The organism is Paenibacillus sp. FSL H7-0331 (assembly GCF_001956045.1).
Genome location: NZ_MRTH01000036.1, coordinates 63,813 through 85,990, shown reverse-complemented (window position 1 = coordinate 85,990; position 22,178 = coordinate 63,813). Strand labels below are relative to the sequence as shown.

Here is a 22,178-nt window from a genome sequence, read left to right as displayed (position 1 = left end):
GCACAGGCGCTGAGAGAGCGTGAAGCGGAGCTGGAGGCACAGAAATCTCAAGCGCTGCGTGAGCAGCAGGAGTGGCATGAGACGGTGCTGCAAGAGCGAGAAGAGCAAAGCGCTGTAGCGATTCGTGAACGTGAGGCGGAACTGGAAGCGCAGAAAGCGGTAGCGCTGAGAGAGCAGCAGGAGTGGCACGAAGCGGTGCTGCAAGAGCGAGAAGAGCAAAGCGCTGTAGCGATTCGAGAGCGTGAGGCGGAGCTAGAAGCGCAGAAAGTGCAGGCGCTGATAGAGCGTGAAGCGGAGCTGGAGGCACAGAAAACGCAAGCGCTGCGTGAGCAGCAGGAGTGGCACGAAGCGGTGCTGCAAGAGCGAGAAGAGCAAAGCGTTGTAGCGATTCGAGAGCGTGAGGCCGAGCTGGAAGCGCAGAAATTGCAGGCGTTGAGTAAGCGAGAGGCCGAGCTGGAAGCGCAGAAAGCGCAGGCACTGAAAGAACGTGAAGCGGAGCTGGAAGCGCAGAAAGAACAGGCACTAAGAGAGCGTGAAGCCGAGCTTGAGGCACAGAAAGCGCAAGCACTGCGTGAGCAGCAGGAGTGGCACGAAGCAGTACTCCAAGAACGTGAAGCAGAGTTGGAGGCGCAGAAAGCACAAGCACTCAGAGAGCGTGAAGCGGAACTAGAGGCACTTGAAGCCCAAGCGCTGATCGAGCAGCAGAAGCACTACATACAAGCGCAGCGTGAGCTGCAAGCCAAATTTGAAGCAGAGCAAAGCGAACTTGAACAGCAACGGTCTCAGCAAATTGCGGAGTATCAGCAGCGAATGGAGCAGCTTCAAATTGAACAGCACAGCTTGAAGAAGCAATTCAACGAGCAGCAGGCTAATCAGCAGCAGCTGGAAGAGCGTGCAGGCCAATGGGAGCAGCGGTGTGAAGAATTAACTGAGCAGTTGAATGAACAACGTAAGTCAGCGGCTGAACAGAAAGAAGAACTGGAGCTGCATGAAGAGCTATACAACGAGCTTGAAGAACAGGTCGCAGCTTTGAAAGAGCGACTCAAGGATGAAAATGTTAGCAGTCGTGAGGCTATGGTGCAATTGGAGGAACGCGGTATTGCTCTTCAAGAACAGCTTCGGGGTAGAGCTGAGGCTGCAGCAGCGCTTGAAGCAGATCTCCAAAAAGGCAGGCAGCAGATGGCTGAGCTTGAAAAACATTATCAACAGCAGCTCGAACAGCAGCAGAAGCTTGAAGAATCATATCTGGAGCAGCAATCGCGTATTGCCGAGTTGGAGCAGCAAAGCCAGCATTGGCAGCACCTTTCAGAGGAATTTTCGGCTCAGACTGAGCAGACTAATCGCCATTTTGCTAGCCAGCAGGAAGAGCTCCGGCTGCAAGTCGAGTTATATAATGAGCTTCAGGAACAATACGACGAGCAATCCAGGGAACAGCTAGCCCTGCAAAATCAATATGACGAGCATAGAGAACGTGCAGAGCTTGTGTTCAGAGAGCTGGAGGAACTGAAGTCGGAATATGAAAAATTGCAGGTCGAATATAATGAATGGATTGAGCTAGTAGAGAAAGAATAAGCGGGGATTAGCTATGAACGGATTGGATTGGGCAGCCGTTGTGCTGATTCTGTCAGGGTTGATATTAGGTTATTACCGAGGTTTTGTTAGCCAATTGGTGTCTATCGTAGGACTTTTTATTGCTTATATGGTTGCATTTACATTTTATAAGGATGTGGCATTATGGCTTGTGGGATGGTTTGCTACACTGAACACCGAGGCCACCACCAAGTATGATTTTTTTATAAAAGGACTGCATTTGGATACATACGTGTCCAATGCAATTGCTTTTGGATTGCTGCTATTTGGTGTAAAAATTGTTTTGAGCATCGTAGGCAAAATTTTGCATTGGATTACATTGACACCAGGGATCAAAACCATCAATCAATTAGCAGGGGCAATACTCGGGCTGGCTGAGGCTGGAATCATTGTAGTGGTTGCCATTCAGGTGATGACGGTGATACCTAATGATACAACACAGCGTCTGCTCAAAGATTCAACGACTGCTCCTTATTTCTTAAGTGCACTGCCATCCGTCAGTGATAAGCTTCAGGAGTTGTGGAACAGTAAACCCAAATCAACATAGTCACACACAAAGGCCAGCTATTAATCTTTGGTTGACCTTATAAAATAAAGAGTCTGTCCCTAAGTAGCGTTTGCTACTAATGAGACAGACTCTTTATTTTCTATTGCAAGGTATTATTCTACAATTAACTTGGATTTCATTGTCATATGACCGGAACCGCAAGGAATGCTGCATACGATGTCATAAGTACCGGCTTTGTCTGGTTTGAAAGTTGCTGTTTTTGTAGTTCCATCCAGCTTCACTTTAAAAGCGTCAATAGATACACCGTGCAAGCCTTCTTTGTTTTCCAAAGTGACAGCAACGTCTTGTCCTGCTTTTACTTTGTATTCAGCTTGATCAAATTTAAAGTTGCTTGCTGTTAACTTGACTTGCTGTGCGCCTGAAGCAGCGGGAGCCGAAGCGTTTGGTGTAGAGCCTGTTGTTGCAGCCGGGGTTTTAGCAGCTTCTTTTTGACCGCATGCAGCCAGAGCAAAAATTAAACAAATGGACAATGCCAGTACAGTAATCTTTTTCATAAGAATCCCTCCAAAAAATAGTATAATGTTGTCTTCTGAGCTATCATACCTCATATAGAAAATTATTGCAGTGACGAAACCTTGACAAAGCTTTGTCAGAATCGTGATGATTTTGTATGTATGTTTCAAAATGTGATTCAAATCATAGAAAAGATCAGTCAGGGGCTTTCGCCTTCAAGACTGACCTTTCTATGTGGCTGGTTTCCAAAGTATTATCTACCTTTTTCACGTCCACTGAGACCTTGCTCAAATGGAGTTTTAACAGGAATAAACAAGTCGATAATACCGATAACCAAGGCTGCCAAGATGGCACCGATGATACTTGTTGTAACACCGCTGACGACGAATTGTGCTACCCAGATAATCAGTGCGCTTGTGATAAAACCTACGATCCCGCGGCCAAAGGGAGTGATGGTTTTACCAAATGCACCTTCAATCACCCAAGCAGCAACTGCGATAACCAGCGCTAAGAAAAATGCACTCCAGAAGCCGCCCACTTCAAAAGCCGGAACGATAAAGCTTACCACCATCAGCACCAAAGCAGATACAACGAATCTGACTAGATGTCCAAGCAAATGCATCGATCGTCACCTCCTTAGAGTTTTCGCAGAAAACTGACTACGTAAGCAATACTGATGAGTTTTCGAAGAAAACCAGCTACACAAGCATACTGATTTTCAGTGAAAACTTGATGCCATCCTGCTTAAGCTTCTCGGTGCAAAACTTATTATTTTCTTTGCACACTCTGTTTATGAGCGGCATTATATGGGCAGCTGAAGGAGAAAGCAGGCAAGATTGGATATAGCTAAAAATTCGCTAATCATAATGGTTTTGGATATACTATAATTAGGAAGTGTATGTAAGGGGAAGGAAAGGCAGGAACACAGATTGAATACCAAAATTTTAAAAACATTGGATTTTTCAGCCATTATACATAAGTGTGCTAACCATGCAGCCACAAGTCTGGGCAAGGCGCGATTGGAGGAACTGCTGCCAAGTGGTGACTTCGAAGTGGTCAAGCAGCGTTTGAAGGCAACGGACGAAGCAGTCAATGTGAATCGGCTCAAGGGCAGTGCGCCATTTGGCGGTATTCGCGACATTCATCAATCCGTGCATCGGGCGAGAATTGGAGGTACGCTGAACCCGGCAGAGCTGTTCGATGTGGCCAACACGATCTTTGGAGGACGGCGCCTGAAGCGTTTTTTGGAGCAGGTGCAGGAGGAATATTTGACTCCGCTGCTGGTTGCATTAGCTGAAGGAATAGGCGAACTCAAATCAACAGAGGACCGGATCAAGCTCTGTATTGATGATAATGCCCAAGTGATGGATTCGGCGAGTCCAGAGCTTGCTCGTATCCGTCAAGAACTGAGAAGTAGCGAAACCCGTGCCCGTGATCGACTGGAGCAAATGGTTCGTACACCGTCCATCCAAAAAATGCTGCAGGAAAATTTGGTTACGATCCGTAATGATCGTTATGTCATCCCTGTCAAGCAGGAGTATAGAAGTCATTTTGGCGGTATGATTCACGATCAATCGGCGTCTGGAGCCACTTTGTTTATGGAGCCGGAAGCTGTGGTGCAGCTGAATAATCGCGTGCGTGAGCTTAAGCTGAAGGAAACGGCTGAAATTGAAAAGATTTTGCAAATATTGACGGCTCTAGTCGCGGAAGTAGCGGACGAATTGCTGGGCAGTCTGGATGTGCTTGCAGAGCTTGATTTTATTTTTGCAAAAGCAGGTTTGGCCCATGAAATGAAAGCGACACTGCCAATTCTCAATGACCGCGGCTTTATCAAGATCAAGCGTGGGCGTCATCCACTGATTACGGCGGATAAAGTAGTACCTTTGGATATCGAGCTGGGTAACCGTTATACGACAATCATCGTCACAGGACCGAACACAGGGGGGAAGACCGTATCCCTCAAAACAATCGGACTGCTCTCATTAATGGCCATGTCGGGTCTATTCGTACCTGCGGAGGAAGGCAGCCAGCTATGTGTGTTTGATGCGATTTATGCAGATATCGGTGATGAGCAAAGCATTGAACAGAACCTGAGTACATTCTCCAGTCATATGACCAATATCATCCGTATTTTACGCGACATGACTCCGAAAAGTCTGGTGCTGCTCGATGAGTTGGGAGCTGGGACAGATCCTGCGGAAGGGTCCGCGCTTGCGATTTCACTGCTGGAATATATACATCGGATGGGCTGTCGTATCGTAGCCACAACGCATTATAGTGAATTGAAAGCCTATGCCTTTGATCGTCAGGGCATTATTAACGCGAGTATGGAGTTTGACATTCAGACCCTTAGCCCTACCTATCGACTATTGGTCGGTGTGCCGGGTCGCAGTAACGCATTTGCTATCGCTGAGCGATTGGGATTAGCCAAATCCATTATCGATCACGCCCGAGGGCAGGTGGGCGAAGAAGATCAGCGTGTTGAATCGATGATAGCCACGCTAGAGGAAAATCGGCTGATCACTGAGGCTGAAAAGCAAACCGCCGAGCAGCAGCGCCGCGAGGTTGCCGAGATTCGCGACAAGCTGGCAGCCCAACAGCAGCGATTTGAAGAGCAGCGTGATAAAATGTTTGAGAAGGCTGAGCGTGAAGCGCAGGATGCAGTAGCCAAGGCCAGACGCGAAGCGGATGAAATCATTACTGAGCTTAGGCGCATGCAGCGTGAAGCGGCGTCTGGAGTTAAGGATCATCATCTAAGCGACGCCAAGCGCAAGCTTGATCAAGCCGTTCCCGAGCTCAGATCCAAGAAAGCGGCAGCACGGAGCGCTGCGAAGAAACCCGAAAAGCTGGGAGCTGGCGATGAGGTTATGGTCGTTCATTTGCGCCAGAAGGGACAAATCGTCGAAGTCGTGAACGATCAGGAAGCGACGGTTCAACTGGGCATTATGAAGATGAAGGTGCAGCTTGCTGATCTGGAGCTGGTGAAGTCCGCCTCGAGCGGAGGTTCCGGTTCGCCCAAGCAGCATCAGTTAGCAGCCAGTCTGAAGCGCACGCGCGACGAAAATGTACGGATGGAGCTTGATCTGCGCGGCTCCAATTTGGAGGATGCAATTATTGAGGTTGACCGTTTTCTGGATGAATCCTATTTGGCGAATTTCGGAAATGTCTATATCATTCACGGCAAAGGCACCGGTGTTTTAAGAACTGGGATTTCTGAATTTTTGCGTAAGCATAAGCATGTCAAAAGCTACCGGATCGGAAATTACAACGAGGGCGGTACAGGAGTGACGGTAGCTGAGTTAAAATAGTATAATATTTTTGACAGCAAATGAAACGACTTTCCATTTAATCCGTATGTATAAGAGTGAGCAACAATGAATCTGAGTAACAGCTATACAATTATAAAGAAATGAAACTATGGGAGGAATTTACTAATGGGGATTTTTAAAAGATTTCGTGACATGACAATGGCTTCAATCAATGATTTGTTGGACAAAGCGGAAGACCCGGTTAAAATGCTTACCCAATTTTTGCGCGATATGGAACAGGATATTAATGAGGCCGAGGTTGCTGTAGCCAAGCAGATCGCGGTAGAAAAGAAATTCAAGCAGCAGGTTGAGGAAGCCGAAGAAATGGTAGCCAAACGTGATGCACAGGCAATGAGAGCTCTGGAGCAGGACAATGAGGATTTAGCTCGCCGCGCGCTGCAGGATAAGAAAGAACAGCAAATTCGTTATGACGAAATGAAAAAACAGTTTGACGTGTCTAAAGAAAATGCGGATCGTCTGCGCAGTCAGCTGAGTGAAATGAAAGATGAATTTAATAAAATGAAAAATAAGAAAGACCTGCTCATTGCTCGTGCAGAAGCAGCAAAAGCACAAAAACAAATCAATCAGGCGATGTCAGGTTTTGGTACCGACAATGCTTCCAGAGGTTTTGACCGGATGTCTGAGAAAGTATTGCAGATGGAGGCTGAAGCAGAGGCCAGCAATGAACTTCGCTCCGGTAATCGCAGCCTGGATGATGAACTGAACAAATTGGAAAAAAGCAGTGGTGTTGATGACGATCTCGCAGAATTAAGAGCGAGAATGCAGGCTAAGAAACAATCCTGATCATAGAAACTAAAAAGGAGACTGGGGCGTGTGGCCCCAGTCTCTTCAATGATGGTTAGATACGAGACTCCCTACCTTGCTTAAACCAAAAAGCTGTTCAAGAGGGTGAGGTATTATGTTATGATGAATGAAGAGGTGGATGTTATGTTATCGAATCCGTATATTGAAACGTTGGCTTTTTTTTCTGTGGCGGTTGTCGCCTTAATCGTATTTGTCGCTATATTTGAATTGGTTACCAGATACAACGATTGGGAAGAAATCAAAAAGGGCAATGTCTCTGTAGCGATGGCAACAGGGGGGAAAATATTCGGGATTTGCAATTTATTTCGATTTTCCATTCTCAATAATGACTCGGTGCTTCAATCGTTGATTTGGGCGGGGTACGGCTTTGTTCTGTTGATGGCTGCATACTTCATTTTTCAATTTTTAACGCCTTATTTTAAGATTGATGAGGAAATCAAGAAGGACAACAAGGCGGTCGGTCTGCTGTCTATGATCATTTCGATTGGAATTTCATATGTGATCGGTGCAAGTGTTTCTTAAGGGTAGGGTAAGGATTCAGGAGGCTTGACATGAAATATTTATGGGGTACATTGCTTATATTGGCGCTTGTTTTCGTAGGAGCAGGCGTCTATTATTTTATTAATTTTGCTTAACAGCGCTAAGGAAATCGGAGGAATACACGTTGCAAACGCATGATCATATATGTCCGTGGTGCCAAACGGAGATCGTATGGGACCCTGAGATTGGTCCGGAGGAAGCTTGTCCGCACTGCTACAACGATTTGGGCGATTACCGCAGCCTGAAGTTGTCTGCCAGTCAGCCTGGACAAGAATCAGACCTCGAAGAAGACGATGAAGAAGATCACGATGAAGAGCATGATGTAGAAGATGAGGATACGGTAGAGGACACCGATCTGTTGGATGATTATGATGACGAAGAGCCTGAGGGTCCAGATGAATACGAAGAAGGCGTGCAGCGAGTGCTGGATACGCAAATCGAAGTACCTGAATGCTCAAACTGCCATAGCTTTATGCTATTTGCAGGAACTCGCACATTGGAATCAGGTTTCGTACCGGCAGTTCCTGTGGGTCTCAATCAGCCTTTGTTAAAGGCGGTGCACACATCCAAAATGTACGTATGTCCGTCATGCTTTAAAATTGAACATGCGCTGGATGATGAAGACCGTTTAGCGATGATTGAGTTACTAAAGAACAACAAATAAACAAACCGTTTAGCACAAGAGAGACGTCCTGCGCATTGGCTTGCCGCGCAGGACTGTCTTTTTTTTGAGTAAAGACAGCAGGATAGGGAAGAGTAGAAAGGACTTTCTATTCTTATCTTGCAGGTGATGAAACATGCGATCCGGTATTAAACCTTCGTGGGGCTTTACGAGCGATGAACCAACGAACCAATTGGCACCAAATGATGAACAATCGGGTAAATTAGGCAAACAAGTTCGATTGCTGCTGGCTGTTCACGGCTTATTTGCAGCGGGTACTGCGCTGTCGGGAACGTTCGTTAACGTTTATTTATGGAAAGCCAGTCATGATTATACGATAATTGGATGGTATGCCCTGATTAACTACATAGCCATGGCGATCGTATTTTGGGCTGCCGGTGTTTGGGTAAAGGAGCATAATAAAATGAACTGCCTTCGCCTCGGCGTGGCTGTTTCGGCAAGCTTTTACATGCTGGTGCTATGGCTGGGGGATAGGGCAGTCGATTATTATTGGGTGCTGGGAATCATTCTGGGAACCGCCTCTGGCTTATTCTGGCTGGCCTTCAATATCGTCTATTTTGAAGTGACGGATCCTTATAACCGTGACCGTTTTAATGGCTGGACCGGACTACTTGGTTCAGTTGCTGGGATGATCGCTCCGTGGATTGCCGGGTTTATAATCGTGCAAATGAGTCCAAGCAGCGGCTATCGGTTGATTTTTACCATTTCACTCGTTATTTTTTTGATGGGGGTTGTGGTCAGCTTTTTCTTGACTAAAAGAAAATCGGAAGGACATTACGAGTGGCTGTTGCCAGCTCGCTGTCTGTTGAAAAAAGGAACGGTATGGCGCACCGTATCACTTGCTTTAATTGCCCAGGGCATACGCGAAGGCGTATTCGGCTTCTTGATTGCACTTCTAGTATACTCAAGCACAGGTAGTGAAATGATGCTTGGTAACTTTTCATTGATTACATCGGGAGTCGCCCTGATCAGCTTTATGGTAACGGGTAAGCTGCTTAAACACAAACACAGAGCAGCGGCTATGGGATGGGGTGCTCTGATGATGACCTTGGTCATTGTTCCTATGTTCTGGGGCGTCAACTATACGACACTGCTCATATTTGGTGTAGGAGTCGGCTTGTTTTTTCCGTTGTATTCGATTCCTATGACCTCTTCGGTGTTTGATTTAATCGGTGTTGATCCGGACTGTGTCAAAAAGCGGGAAGAATATATCATTTTCCGTGAGCTGTCATTAAATGTGGGTCGGATCGGTGGATTGGCTGTTTTTATTGGTGTGGTCAGTGTGACGGTCTCTCCGCTCGCGATGAATATTTTGCTGCTCACTATCGGCAGCTCACCGCTTGTCGCTTGGCTGATGATGAGAAAAATATACGGATATCGCAAGGTACAGCCAGCCGCTGAAGCCATTAAATGAAATTAACAAGTAATCGTAAGTATAAATTAGCACTCTTTGTCAGGCAATCGCTTGAAAAGAGTGCTTTTTTGCGTTACTCGGTCTAGTTATTCTTTAAACGCGGTAAAGATTATTCGACACTCGTTGAAGATTATCGGGCAGAGTTGCGGGGTGATGTGTAAAGTTCCCTCGCTGAGGATTGTAGACGGATATCTGCTTTTTCGATACGCTCGGAGTACTCGATGAGTGAGGATTGAACAAACAGAGGGAGGACATAACGTGGACTACGAGAGATATGAGGATCGGATCCGAACGGACAACGAGCAGGCAGTATTCCGTGGGAATCGTTACTCACCCTATTGTGACTTAATTTATTACACTTCTTCAAGAAACCCAGCCGTTCGTCTGGCTATGAGAGTGTTAAAGCCAGCCAAGCCTGCGCCCATGCTGGTGACCACCCACGGCTGGCATATGAGTATCCCGGAGTTCGTGTATATGGATCAACCGTATGGTGAAGGGAAATATGTGGTGGTCGAAGTGGATATGCGTGGAAGAGCCTTTTCCACAGGATCGCCGGACTGCAATGGCTGGGAGCTGCTCGATATTATCGATGCGGTCGCTTATGTACGCCAACATTATGAAGCCTGTTTGATAGAGCCGGACGTCGTGTATTTTGAAGCGGGCAGCGGTGGGGGAGGCAATGCTTACGCACTTATTGGAAAGTTTCCTGATTTTTTTGCTGCAGCAACCGCGATGTGCGGAATAACCGACTATGCGGTCTGGTATGAGCAGGACGAAATCGGCGAGTTTAGGGATGAATTGGATATCTGGATCGGCTGTTCGCCTGATGATGATGCGATGGCTTACCGTTCACGAAGTGGGTTGGAGGTTCTACCCAATTTGCTGACGCCGCTGTTTATCGCTCACGGGCAAACCGATATTCGCGTTCCTGTGGAGCATGCAAGAATGTATAGGGAGCGCGCCCGGATGCTGGGTCTGGAGGAGAAGATCAGCTACCTGGAGCTGGAAGGAGTGGGAACCCGTGAGCATTGGGGTGGAGCGACGCACGAACAGATGCGGGCGATGGCCGAACTGAGCGAGCAAAATCGTCAGCGCTTTCATAGTCCGATTACGATTCCTGAGCAAGGTTCGTTCATCGTGGCCGGTTATCTGATGACAAAACGATTCTCAGTCTTGCTGGATTCATTGGATCGAGTAGCAGTGATCGAATATGATCTTCCAGGTAATACGTTTCGCTTGCGCTCGGAGCCCAATTGCGGGTATACGATAACGCGACATGACTGAAATGCAGCGAAGAATAAAGGGAATAGTGGGTATGCAGAAAATCGGATATAACAAGCTGATCAGGGATGCCTTTATATGACTGAATTTTAACAGAAAGGGGAAATGCTCGCACCATGAATGAGAAACCGATTACTGCCGGTCGTATTTATCCATCCACTGGAAAGTCCGCTACTGGCTCTGGTAGATGGAAGCTGGCGCTTCGCGACCGATGGCTTTATGTAATGCTATTACCCGGGATCCTCTACTTTATTTTATTTAAATATTTGCCGATGTGGGGAGTATTGATTGCCTTCCAGAATTACCAGCCGTTCCGAGGCTTCCTGTATAGCGATTGGGTGGGAACGAGACATTTTATACGTTTTTTTAGTGAGCCTGCGTTCTGGATGTTGTTTCGCAATACAGTCATGCTGGCGCTGTACAATCTCATATTTTTTTTCCCGCTGCCCATCGTCATCGCTCTGATGCTTAATGAAATTCGCAAGGAAGTGTTCAAGCGTTTTGTACAGACGATGGTGTATATTCCGCATTTTTTCTCATGGGTAGTCGTAGTTGGTGTTGTCTACATCCTGTTCACCGTAGAAGGGGGAGTTATCAATGAACTGATCGTCAGAGCGGGCGGTGAGCCGATCAACTTCCTGATCAGCGGGGAATGGTTCCGTACGATGATTATGGCAGAGGTCATCTGGAAGGAAACCGGTTGGGGGACGATTATTTTTCTTGCCGCCCTGGCAGGGGTCGATCCGCAGCTGTATGAAGCTGCCAAAATGGATGGAGCGGGGCGTGCGCGGCAAATTTGGCATATAACGCTGCCTGCGATCCGCAGCACGATTGTTATCCTGTTTATTTTGCGGCTGGGGCATTTCCTTGACACAGGCTTCGAGCAGATCATTCTGATGCTGAACGCGATGAACCGTGAGGTTGGCGAGGTGTTCGATACGTATGTGTATTCGGTTGGTATTAACCAGGCGCAGTTCAGCTACAGTACTGCAGTCGGGCTGTTCAAATCGTTCGTCGGGTTGATCCTGGTACTGTCGGCGAATGCTATTTCCAAGAAATTTGGCGAGGAAGGTATTTATTAAAAGAGATATTCGCTGACTGCGTAAAAAGAAGGAAGGATGTACACGATGAAAGATCGCTCGGCCGGAAGCCGTCTGTTCGATACCGTAAATTATTCGCTTTTATTCGTATTTGCAATGCTGACGGTGTTACCGTTTCTTTATATGATTCTAGGCTCTTTTGCTTCGCCGGAGGAGTTTGCGAAACAGGGTCTTGTATTGATCCCAAGCCAGTTTTCGCTATCGGCGTATGCTTATATATTTTCGGCGGACACGATCATGCGAAGTCTGCTGAATACCGTAATCATCACTTTGGCGGGTACAGCGATCAATATCGTATTTACGGCGCTGATGGCATATCCGCTATCGCGAAGGGAACTGCAGGGGCGGAGAACGATTATGCTGATGGTGATTTTCTCCATGCTGTTTAGCGGTGGGATGATCCCAACATTTTTGATCGTCAAGGCGCTTGGCATGACCAATACGCTGTGGTCTTTATTAATTCCGGGAGCGATTAGTGCCTTCAATCTAATTATTCTGAAAAATTTCTTCCAGCAGATGCCGGAAGGCATTGAGGAATCGGCCAAAATCGACGGCTGCAATGATCTTGGCATTCTGGTCCGTATTGTGCTGCCGCTGTCCATGCCTGCTATTGCGACCTTTTCGCTCTTTTATGCGGTGGGGCATTGGAATTCCTTTTTCTCTGCAATCTTGTATATTAATGATACGACCAAGTGGCCGGTACAGGTTATTCTCAGGCAAGTTGTCATTATGGCTGAAGGGGGAATTGGTGATTCCAGTCAAATGAACGAGGCTTTCGCGATTCCGCCGCAGTCGATCAAAATGGCGGTAATTGTTGTCTCGACCCTGCCGATTCTTATCGTATATCCGTTTTTGCAAAAACATTTCGCCAAAGGCGTGCTGCTCGGTTCGGTGAAAGGCTAACGAGAAGGACTTACAATAAGGGAGGATTACTTCACGATGAAAACGAACATGATCAAAAACAAGCTAGGCTGTAAACAGGCATTGCTGCTCACACTAACTGGCGTCATCTTATTGTCCGGTTGCGCGAGCAATCCGCAAGTGAAGCCTGAGAAAGCTGATGAGATTCCGAAGCTGACAATGATGAATATGTACTATTCGGCTGAGCCGCCCAAAGCGGATAATGAAGTGATCAAAATCATTGAGGATTATACGGGCAGCAAGCTCGAAATGATGTGGGTGCCCAACTCAGCCTATAACGATAAGGTCAACGCAACGATCGCCGCGGGAGAACTTCCGCAGATTATGATGATCGGCAGCAATAAGAGTCAGGGCATTATCAACGCCGTCCAATCCGGTATGTTCTGGGAGGTCGGGCCTTATTTGAAGGATTATCCGAACCTCGCCAAGCTCAATCCGATGGTGATGAACAATATCGCAGTCGATGGTAAAATCTATGGCATTTACCGCAGTCGTCCGGTTGCGCGCGAAGGCATCATTTTACGAAAGGATTGGTTGGAGGCGGTAGGTTTACCTGAACCGAAAACGATAGACGACGTGTTCAATGTTATCAAGGCATTCGGCAAGAAGGATCCAGACCAGAACGGCAAAGAGGATACGTTCGGCATGTACGAGGGACGCGGAATGAACGGTTTCCAGACCATTCTGGGCTGGTACGGGGGAGCAAACCTGTATGCAGTCGAGAATGGCAGGATCATCCCGGATTTTATGACCAAGCCTTATCTAGAAGCGCTTAAGTTTTATAAAAGACTGTACGATGAAAAGCTGATCAATCAAGACTTCGCGGTCGTACCGGGCACCAAAAGGCAGGAGGCGGTCAATCAGGGGAAAACCGGTCTGATTATCTCGACACTTGATGATGTTAACGCGGGTTTTAATGATTTGGCGAAAGCGAATCCGAAAGCTGTTCTGGATGTCGTCAGCCGTATACAAGGACCTCAGGGAGAAAGATTGATGCTGTTTAACGGAGGGTATTTCGGGGCTTATATGTTTCCCAAGACCAGCGTGAAAACGGAGCAGGAGCTCAAGCAGATTCTTGGTGTAATCGATAAGCTAATGGATAAGAAAATTCAAAACCTTTTTGAATGGGGGATTGAAGGCAAACACTACAAGATCGAGAACGGCAAGCCGGTTCGAACCGACGGTAAAGCTTACGAGAGCGATATTAATGCCGTAAACCAGATTCGGTTGGATGACGGAGGTCTTGCAGATGCAGGTGAGGATGCACCGATCGTCAAGAAGTACAAGCAAATGTTCAAGGATAATGCCGCTATAGCAATTGCCAATCCAGCCGAGCCTTATCAGTCGGCGACACTTGCCGAGAAGGGCTCGGAGATCACCAAAATCATTCAGGATGCCCGGGTTAAATTTATTATGGGCAATATCGATGAAAATGGCTGGAATCAAGCGGTGGAGCAGTGGCGCAAAAGCGGCGGCGATCAAGTGATCGAAGAATACAGCGCGCAGTATAACAAGCAAAAAAAATAGGATAACCTAAGCGGCACAGCTCCGAATTCAAATGATGCTGGTCTCCTTATGCATGCTGGGTTACACTAGGATTTGCAGAAAATCCGCTTATGCAAGGACACATATGCACAGCGGATTCCTTGTGAAATCCAGCGTAGGATGGAAGGAGTCCCGTTATGAAAATCCGCCAACCCAAATTTCTAGTCAAACTGTTCATATTCAGCGCGCTCTCGGGGACCTTGCCTGTGCTTCTTCTAGGACTGTTTTCTTATAATAAATCGTCTGATATTATCCAGGACAAAGTGGCCAAGGGCAATCAGCTCAACCTGGAGCAGACCCAGCAGCGTGTCGAGCAGATTCTGAAGACGGCGGATAAATCGGTCACACAGTTTATTGCAGCCCCATTGGCCAATTCAGCAATTAATAAGCCATTGACCCCCGAACAGTTCGATACGGTCAACGGTCTTCTGCAAGGGCTTCAGCAGCTCCAGAGCTTCGAGCTGGGCATTCATGATATTATGCTGGTCAGCCTGAATCGGGGGTGGGCGCTGAACAATAGCACGGAAGTGTTGTCGTTGGAAGGGTTGCCTCAGAAGGAACTGCTGAGAAGCTATGCGCAAAATATCCGTACTAGCTTCTGGAAGCAAACCGCCGGAGGACTGCTGATCCATCTGGTCAAGAAGCTGCCACTGCATACGCTGAATCCGTCAGGACTGATTGTGGTGGAATTCAATGGTAAGGAGTTGAGCAAGCTGCTGGCAAGCAATCAGGAGCTGGGTGAAGCTATGATTCTGGATGAAGATTATAACGTGTTAGCCCACACTGATCCGTCCAAAATCGGCAGCAGCATGCGTAGTATAGAGGAGCTTCAGCCGATTCAGGCACCCAAGGCATCGCCTGTTGGATTGTATTACAGCTCTGCGGGTACATCCGATGTAGGAATTACGTACAGGAGGTCTTCCTATAACGGCTGGATGTATGTATCTGTTTCAGCTGTAAATGTGATTACGCGCGATTCCAAGGCAATAGCATGGTACACTTTTACCGCTTGCCTGCTCATTTTAATGGTTACGCTGATTTTGTCCTGGCTGGCTTCCAAGAAAATGTACAATCCGATTGGCCGCCTGGTGCGATCACTACAGGCCGAGCCGGAGCTTCCGAAGCAGGTGGAAACCGACGAAATTCAATTTATCGGAAGTCATGTTCAGGGGATTTTGCATGACAAGCAGCGCTTAAGCGGTATCATTGAGGGACAGCGTCAGCAGTTGGAGGAGTTTTTTATGATCAAGCTGCTGCAGGGGGAGGTGCGTACCCGCGATATTTGTGAAAAGCTGGAAGGGTTTGGTTATGACAAAGCGTGGGAACGAATCTGCGTGGCAGCGATTCAGATCGATACGATTGAAGGTACGCGATTTGAGGAAATCGACGAGGACTTGCTGCTATTCGCGATTAATAATATAGTGACGGAAATTATTCCCCAGCCGCTTCGCCTGCCCCCGATGGTCATTGGCCGCACACAGGTAACCCTGCTCGGCTGCCCGGCTCAAACCGATACGGCGGCGTTCAGGAGAACAGTTGATGAGCTGGCGGCTGAGATCGGACAGATGGTGGAGCGTTTTCTGGAAATTAAGGTCAGTCTGGGGATTAGTCGATTTTACAGCTCCATGATAAACGCCCACAACGCTTATCTGGATGCTACGGAAGCTTTGAAATATACGATCCGTACGGGTCATCGCTCTGTCATTTATATTGAGGATGTGGAACCGGAAGGGACCATTCTGTCGCTCATACCCAACAAGTTGGAGCAAGAGCTGCTGGATGCGGTGAAATTGGCCGATTTTGAGCGTGCGGACGCGCTGCTGGCCGAATTTCTGCATAGTATTTTTCAGGAAAAGCTCAGCCACCGCGAATATTTCGTGCCGTTGACGGGGTTACTGCTCGACTTGATGAGAATGGCGCAAAGCTCCGGCGAGTCGATCGAGGTCATGTACGGTGGAGAAAAATCGCTGATTGATCAGCTATATAAGCTAAAGTCTGTTTTGGAGATCGAGCAGTGGTTTCGTCAGTCGTTAATGAACCCGCTAATGCAGCGGCTGGAAGGCAAGCGCAAGCACCAATATGCGCGGATATCGGATCAAATGCTGGCTATAATTCATCAGGAGGCCGAGACTGATTTGAATCTGGAGATATGTGCATCCAGGCTCGGCTATCATCCGGATTATATCCGAGGTGTATTCCGTAAAGAAACGGGCGTTAATTTCAGCGATTATTTGTCCAATTACAGATTGCAAAAAGCTAGGGTACTGCTGGTGGAGACAGGCTTAAAAATCTCCGAAATCGCAGAACGGTTGCAGTATAACAACTCACAAAATTTTATTCGTTACTTTCGCAAACAGGAAGGGATGACACCAGGTCAATTTCGTGAAAAGCATATCAAAGGAGAGTGAATATTATGGGAAAGCCAGATGTCTTATCATATAGGAGGACGCACAGGAAACTGCGCGGTGCCGTTTCACGCATGGCGCTGACGGCTCTTCTGGGGTCTTGGATAACGGGGGCAGTCTTCCCAGAAGGGTTGTATGCTCAAGAGACTGAGACGACTCACGAAATCAAAGCTCAGGAAGTGAAGGCGGAACAAATCCGCGAGGTAAAGTCGATTCAAATGGCCAGTAATCCGGCTGTCATCCGCGAAGGTGCGGCATACTTGCTGAACTTTGAAGCAGGAACGCTGCAAAACGGGATTTATAATGACGGCAGCAGCAATGCTTTGAGATTCTCTGGCGATACAGAAAATGTGACGCTTAGCAGCGGTCAACTGTCTGTTGGACCTGTAACCGCTTCCACGTTAGGTGCATTCGATTATGGTTTTACAGCTAATCCGACAAGAAAGTTTGAGAATTTCGAAGTATCCTTTGATCTGACCGTGACCCAACGTGAAGCGAGTAAGCAGATGGGCATTCAGTTCCAGAAAAATGCCTGGAACGATGGCTGGGACGCCCAGTTGAAGACGCACGTTACGTATGACGGAAAGCTGAACCTTTTTGAAGGCCCGACTTCGATTGCTAATACGGACGGCGGCAAATACCGCGGCATTAAGGAATACGGGGTTCCAGGTCTGAACCGTGACGTCCTTCCCTGGGAGACGTTCCGAATCAAGCTCGTCGCTGATGGACAAAGAGTCCGGACCTATCTCAATGGAGCTTCAAGTCCCGTGGTCGATGTCCAGCGAACGGCCGAAGTCAATCCGGGCTTTGTCGGAGTCTTCGCTAACGCGGGCACCGGCTTTAAGATGGATAATCTGCTGTTCAATTCATTGAAGCCCGCAGCAGAACGGGACGATTTCGGATTAACGGGAGATACCGACGGATTTTACGTGTATGTTCCTACTATTGTTGAAAGCGTTTACAAATATAATATCCGGTATCAGAATGTGACGGATGGGACCTACGGGCAGCTCCATCCATATACGGGTCTGGCGGATAAATATGTTCATATCAGCGGTTTAACGGCAGGTAAGGATTACCGCGTCGAGTTGTATCCGGTATATACAAGCGACAGGACGCATGTCGATACCGAAATGACGATGTTCAAAAGCAAAACAGTTCATGTCGGGCAGCCGCTTCAAGCCCAGCTAACGCTTACGGAGGGAGGATCGTTTTATACGGCAGCGAAAACCGTAGACCTGTCCGTTATAGGGGCAGACCGCATCCGCTATACGCTGGACGGGAGTGAGCCCGGGCTATCGCACGGAACGGAAATATCCGGCGATTTTATATTCGGCGACTCGATTACGATTCAGCAGTCGGCGACTCTGAAAGCGGCGGCCATTCTGAACGGAAGTGTCGTATCGCGTAGCGAAGCTGTCTACACGGCGGGAGTAAGCCCGGTAACATTGACTGCTTCACGTGTATTTCGTGCCAGCCAGTCCGTGACGATGGGCTCCATTTATGCGGATGCGCTGGTTTATACAACCGATGGCTCGGACCCGGTGTATCAGGCCTCCTCGAATACGGCTGCTAACGGAACGATGGTGAATGGTGCGACGGCTTCATTAAGTGTAACGCAATCGACCTATCTTAAGGTGCTTGCTGTCAGAAGCGGTGCGGCGGGCGCGATAGCCTCTGCCCGATACACCAGAGTTGCGCTCAACAGTAGCCTGATTACCTCATGGGATTTCACCCATGACGGCCTGCTGTACGCTGAGGAGCAGGATGAGCTGTACGGTAAAACTTCGGCCCCTTGGTCGAATCTGCTTGGCTGGGATGTTAATGCGGATAAAGGCGTTTGGGCCAATCATATTGTGACGGCCAACGTTTACAGGGATTTAGAAGGCGTCCATATGTTCACGACTCCCGAGCCGATCCAGGCTGCAACCTCCAATCCGAATGTGTATTTGGATACGTATGATGCCGGACTGCAGCCGATTCCTTCCGAATATCGTTATGTCAGCATCTGGATGAAGGTCAATCATACGGCCAATGCGGCGATATATTACGCTACGGATACCGAGGCCGACACGAATCAGCTGGGCGAGGTACGAAAGGTAGCTTTCCGCAATACGGCTAATGAAACGCCTGAATTTCAGCATTATATTGTGGATATGGGCAGCAGCCCGGGGTGGAACGGCAATATTACCAAGCTGAGAATCGATCCGATGGCAACCTATCCTTCGATGAAGGATGGCATTGAAATGGCGATCCGGGAAATATCACTACTGCGCAAGCAGGATCTTCCTGCCGAGGTGCGACTGACGAAATTTGAGACTTCCGACAAGGAGATTGTTAGCCCTGGAGATACGTTCGAGATTCGTGCCGAGCTGGAAAATATCGGCCACGATACGGGAACGCTTGCTCTTGAATTACAGGCACCTGATTTTATCGAGCTTACGCCTGTCAGCAGTACATTAAGTGGGGCTATGTTAACCGGTCAAAAAGCGGTAGTTACGTATCATGCGCTAGTTACGGGGACAGGAGCAGGAGGTATCTCCTTGAGCATAAACAGTGGCGGTATTCCGGCTGTACATGGTCTGTCGCGTATCTTCAGCGTAAATGCTTCGCTGCCGGCAAGCGGCCAGCCGGATGATGTGATCATCGGCACAGCCGGTAAACGGATCGTATTCCCCGCCCCTGCTCATACCGGTCTACCCGGATATGGATTCGGCTGGCTTGAAGCGGACAAAGCTGGTAGTTGGCAGAGAATTGCGGTAATGCCTTCATTGGGAAGTGTCCAGCAGATCGTCTACGGGAAAACGATCCAGATAAAGGAGCTGTATGCCAATGCTCCTGCACTTGCTACCCCTTCGTCCTTTATGATCGGCTATCAGGACCCGGATGGAGGGGAGTGGACTGGCAGTGTCACGGTTGCTGACAACGTCTACGGCAATCTTGAAATGACACATGCTCTTAGTGCGGACAGGAGGCGCAACATAGCGGCAATCGCTGGACCTACGCTGCTGGCGGGAGAAGCGGGTATACCTTCTTTGGACCCGCAGCAGAAGGTCATTACCGCCAATTCAAACCCTGCTAATGGTTATATCGATGAGGCACTGTTTCCCGGTCTGGAATGGCTTGACGCGAAACCGCTTAATAACCGCTCCTCAGATACGGATGCGGTCATCCAGAATCCGGATGGTTATCGGTACGTACCTCACCCGAGAAAAATTACGGTTCCGCTTATGGCAATGCGCAAAGGAGATACTTTGTTCGGCATGATGTGGGATGCCCGCAAGCCCTGGAGCGGCAATCACGATCAGCCCTCCGCTTTCTTCGGTCTTCCGAATCGCCTAGAGCGTGGCGGGGGAACTGTATCTGCCAAGATGAGCCTATTCATTCCCTCCGTGCTGGATGGTGTTAATGAAAATGCTACTTTTGCAACGGGAGTCCCGTCTTTCTTTACCAATATTCCGGCCAACTCTAATAACGAGAATCCGGTCAGACAGGCCTATGAGCTGCAGTCGGGCGAGGAGATTGAACTGAGCTCGCGTATTTTTGTGCGGCAGGGAACGGAACTTTCTCTACTGATCGATGCGTGGGTTCAGGAATACGGATTGCCTCAGCCGCTTGAATACGCTCATGGTACGATTGAGCAGGAAAGCGAGGCGATTCTGACCAGCTTTGAAAATCTCTGGCTTCCCGATCAGGGAAAATGGATGAACCGCATCGGGCCGTCGGCCTCACCGATCATCACCTCCGCTTTTGTGATGCCCTATGCGCTTCTTGGCCCTCACGGAAGCAGGAGTTTTCAAACGTTGGCCGAACAGCGTATTCAAACGGCAAAGCAGGGAATCGGTACGAACTATTCGACTTATGGATATATACTGCCTTTTTATATGGATGGAATTGCCGCTCAAACCATGGAGGCCTTGCAACAGACAAATGTGGATTCTCTGACGGTTATCGCCAAGCGTGTCAACCCGCTAAGTGTAACGGCAGGGGTATATTGGGATTATCAGACCTTTATTGCCCGCAAAGGTTTTCCGACAAGTCCCTACATGGGTCAGTTAACCGATGTGACCGCAGGATCTAATGTGGAGATTCTGTACAAAATGCTGCGGCATGCCCGACTGACCGGAAATACCTCTGCCAGAACGTACGGGCTCGCTGGAATCGATTATATCAACGCGAACTATAAGATGCCGCGCGGCTCGCAATCATGGGAGCTGCGTAATATGATACCGGAGTTGGAAACCGCTTCTATGGCCGTACGGGCCAATGTTGAAGCTTATGCCATAACAGGAAGCACCGGATACCTGATGCAGGCGAAGCTGTGGGCCAGCAGAGGCATGCCATTCGTATATTTATGGGATGACGGCAGCTACGGAATCGACAAATCCAATGGCCGCGGAGACTTCTTCGGCAGTCATACCTTTATGCGTTATGGTGCGATTGCCGCTTTCGGGCAATCCATTTACCGGACCGATGGCAAGCCGCTTCCGGGTACGTGGTTTGGACGCCCTGTCCAGTGGTCCGGACATGATTATGGCATTGCTCTTATGGAGCTTGCGTCCGCGCTTCAGCGGGAATCCTTATGGGAGCCGCACTTGCTCGCAGGAGGAACAGATTACCTGACGATCGCAAGAGGCTTGTCCGTCAGCGGTTCACGTCAGACGACATCAGCGGACAACCGTTATCCAACTCACCTGTATGATGCGGCCAGTTTGATCAAATGGGAGACTTCGGACTATCTGCTGCCCAATTATCAAGGCGCAGAGCTGCTCGGAGATCTACTGGGTTCGCAAGCCAATCCGATTACGAAGAAGGTGGAGATTGGTACGAAAGAGGTCCGGATCAGCGCTCCAGCTGAATTCGAGGTAGTCAGTGCACAGTCTACCCAGATCAAGCTGCTTGCAAGCTTTAACGGACCGGGCGAATATACGGTTCTCTTGCAGGGCGTGAGCGGTATGAGTAATGTAATAATAGGCAGCCTTGATAATCAGGCAATAAAGATTTCTCACCAGATTCGTCCGACTAGCGGGTTAGCCGAAGTCCATTTGAAGGTAACGGGTGAGGGTACTGTAGAAACGGAGGTCGAGTTCACCGATGTTGTTCTGCAATAACGAGTAACAAAAAAATAAGCTGCGTCCGTGTTTACTCAGGATGCGGCTTATTTTTCAATGTGTAGGGAATATTAACAAATCATGCAGCCGTCAGATCATAGGAGATTCCATGCCCATCTGGGACCATTCTTCGCTAGCAGGCCCGAATACACCGGAACACGAAGTCCGGCCTGGCGGGTTAACACGGTCATTTGACCCCGATGATGAACCTCTTGACCAATCAAAATCTGCAGCGCTTGCCCGTGGGTCCACAATTCGCCGTACATATTCACTTTTGTGAGTAAGGTAGCTTGATAATAAGTGGCCGTTCCTTCTGCGAGATAAGGATTCAAATGATTTGCATCTTGACAAAATAATTGTCAGCTATAAAATTAGGTCGGTGGAGTTACATAGCTATGGGGAGCAGGGAGCGTAAGCTATCTTGCAGGAAGGGGT

The 22,178-nt window shown here is 48.4% G+C and carries 16 protein-coding genes; 13 read left to right on the top strand and 3 right to left on the bottom strand.

Annotation, left to right across the window (positions count from 1 at the left end):
• The coding region (locus BK127_RS44105; RefSeq protein ID WP_483874388.1) for a coiled-coil domain-containing protein at positions 1-1,572 on the top strand (1,572 nt) is incomplete at its 5' end.
• Positions 1,573-1,585: 13 nt separating this feature from the next.
• The gene (locus BK127_RS33235; protein ID WP_076236389.1) at positions 1,586-2,137 is read left to right on the top strand and encodes a CvpA family protein; all 552 of its coding nucleotides are present in this window, start codon (positions 1,586-1,588) and stop codon (positions 2,135-2,137) included.
• A gap of 113 nt (positions 2,138-2,250) precedes the next feature.
• On the opposite strand, the gene BK127_RS33230 is transcribed toward BK127_RS33235, so the two are convergent.
• Complete coding sequence (locus tag BK127_RS33230) at positions 2,251-2,652, bottom strand: cupredoxin domain-containing protein (protein ID WP_076236388.1); 402 nt, start codon at positions 2,650-2,652, stop codon at positions 2,251-2,253.
• 212 nt (positions 2,653-2,864) lie between these two features.
• Positions 2,865-3,233 (bottom strand): phage holin family protein, encoded by a 369-nt coding sequence (locus tag BK127_RS33225; RefSeq protein ID WP_076236387.1) that lies wholly within the window; start codon positions 3,231-3,233, stop codon positions 2,865-2,867.
• A 307-nt stretch (positions 3,234-3,540) separates the two neighbouring features.
• On the opposite strand from BK127_RS33225, the gene BK127_RS33220 reads away from it, so the two are divergent.
• From BK127_RS33220 to BK127_RS33170, 11 genes are all read left to right on the top strand, one after another.
• Positions 3,541-5,919, top strand: coding sequence for an endonuclease MutS2 (locus BK127_RS33220; protein ID WP_076236386.1), 2,379 nt, complete (start codon positions 3,541-3,543; stop codon positions 5,917-5,919).
• A 126-nt stretch (positions 5,920-6,045) separates the two neighbouring features.
• Complete coding sequence (locus BK127_RS33215; protein ID WP_076236385.1) at positions 6,046-6,723, top strand: PspA/IM30 family protein; 678 nt, start codon at positions 6,046-6,048, stop codon at positions 6,721-6,723.
• 123 nt (positions 6,724-6,846) lie between these two features.
• Positions 6,847-7,266: a DUF350 domain-containing protein gene (locus tag BK127_RS33210; RefSeq protein WP_076236397.1), complete on the top strand. Its 420-nt coding sequence runs from the start codon at positions 6,847-6,849 to the stop codon at positions 7,264-7,266.
• Between the two features lie 142 nt (positions 7,267-7,408).
• A complete protein-coding gene (locus BK127_RS33205) occupies positions 7,409-7,948 on the top strand; it encodes a hypothetical protein (RefSeq protein ID WP_076236384.1) in 540 nt (179 codons plus the stop codon).
• A gap of 133 nt (positions 7,949-8,081) precedes the next feature.
• Positions 8,082-9,380, top strand: coding sequence for an MFS transporter (locus BK127_RS33200; protein ID WP_083689793.1), 1,299 nt, complete (start codon positions 8,082-8,084; stop codon positions 9,378-9,380).
• A 258-nt stretch (positions 9,381-9,638) separates the two neighbouring features.
• Positions 9,639-10,664, top strand: coding sequence for an alpha/beta hydrolase family protein (locus BK127_RS33195; RefSeq protein ID WP_076236383.1), 1,026 nt, complete (start codon positions 9,639-9,641; stop codon positions 10,662-10,664).
• 221 nt (positions 10,665-10,885) lie between these two features.
• Entirely contained in the window at positions 10,886-11,743 is an 858-nt protein-coding gene (locus tag BK127_RS33190) for an ABC transporter permease (RefSeq protein WP_256711556.1), read from the top strand.
• Between the two features lie 45 nt (positions 11,744-11,788).
• Positions 11,789-12,664, top strand: coding sequence for a carbohydrate ABC transporter permease (locus tag BK127_RS33185; RefSeq protein WP_076236382.1), 876 nt, complete (start codon positions 11,789-11,791; stop codon positions 12,662-12,664).
• A 36-nt stretch (positions 12,665-12,700) separates the two neighbouring features.
• Positions 12,701-14,209: an extracellular solute-binding protein gene (locus BK127_RS33180; RefSeq protein WP_083689791.1), complete on the top strand. Its 1,509-nt coding sequence runs from the start codon at positions 12,701-12,703 to the stop codon at positions 14,207-14,209.
• 155 nt (positions 14,210-14,364) lie between these two features.
• Positions 14,365-16,635 (top strand): helix-turn-helix domain-containing protein, encoded by a 2,271-nt coding sequence (locus BK127_RS33175; protein ID WP_076236381.1) that lies wholly within the window; start codon positions 14,365-14,367, stop codon positions 16,633-16,635.
• A 5-nt stretch (positions 16,636-16,640) separates the two neighbouring features.
• Positions 16,641-21,743, top strand: coding sequence for a chitobiase/beta-hexosaminidase C-terminal domain-containing protein (locus BK127_RS33170; protein WP_083689790.1), 5,103 nt, complete (start codon positions 16,641-16,643; stop codon positions 21,741-21,743).
• Between the two features lie 95 nt (positions 21,744-21,838).
• On the opposite strand, the gene BK127_RS45875 is transcribed toward BK127_RS33170, so the two are convergent.
• Positions 21,839-22,075, bottom strand: a complete 237-nt coding sequence (locus BK127_RS45875) for a DinB family protein (protein WP_076236379.1) — start codon at positions 22,073-22,075, stop codon at positions 21,839-21,841.
• Positions 22,076-22,178: the final 103 nt, after the last annotated feature.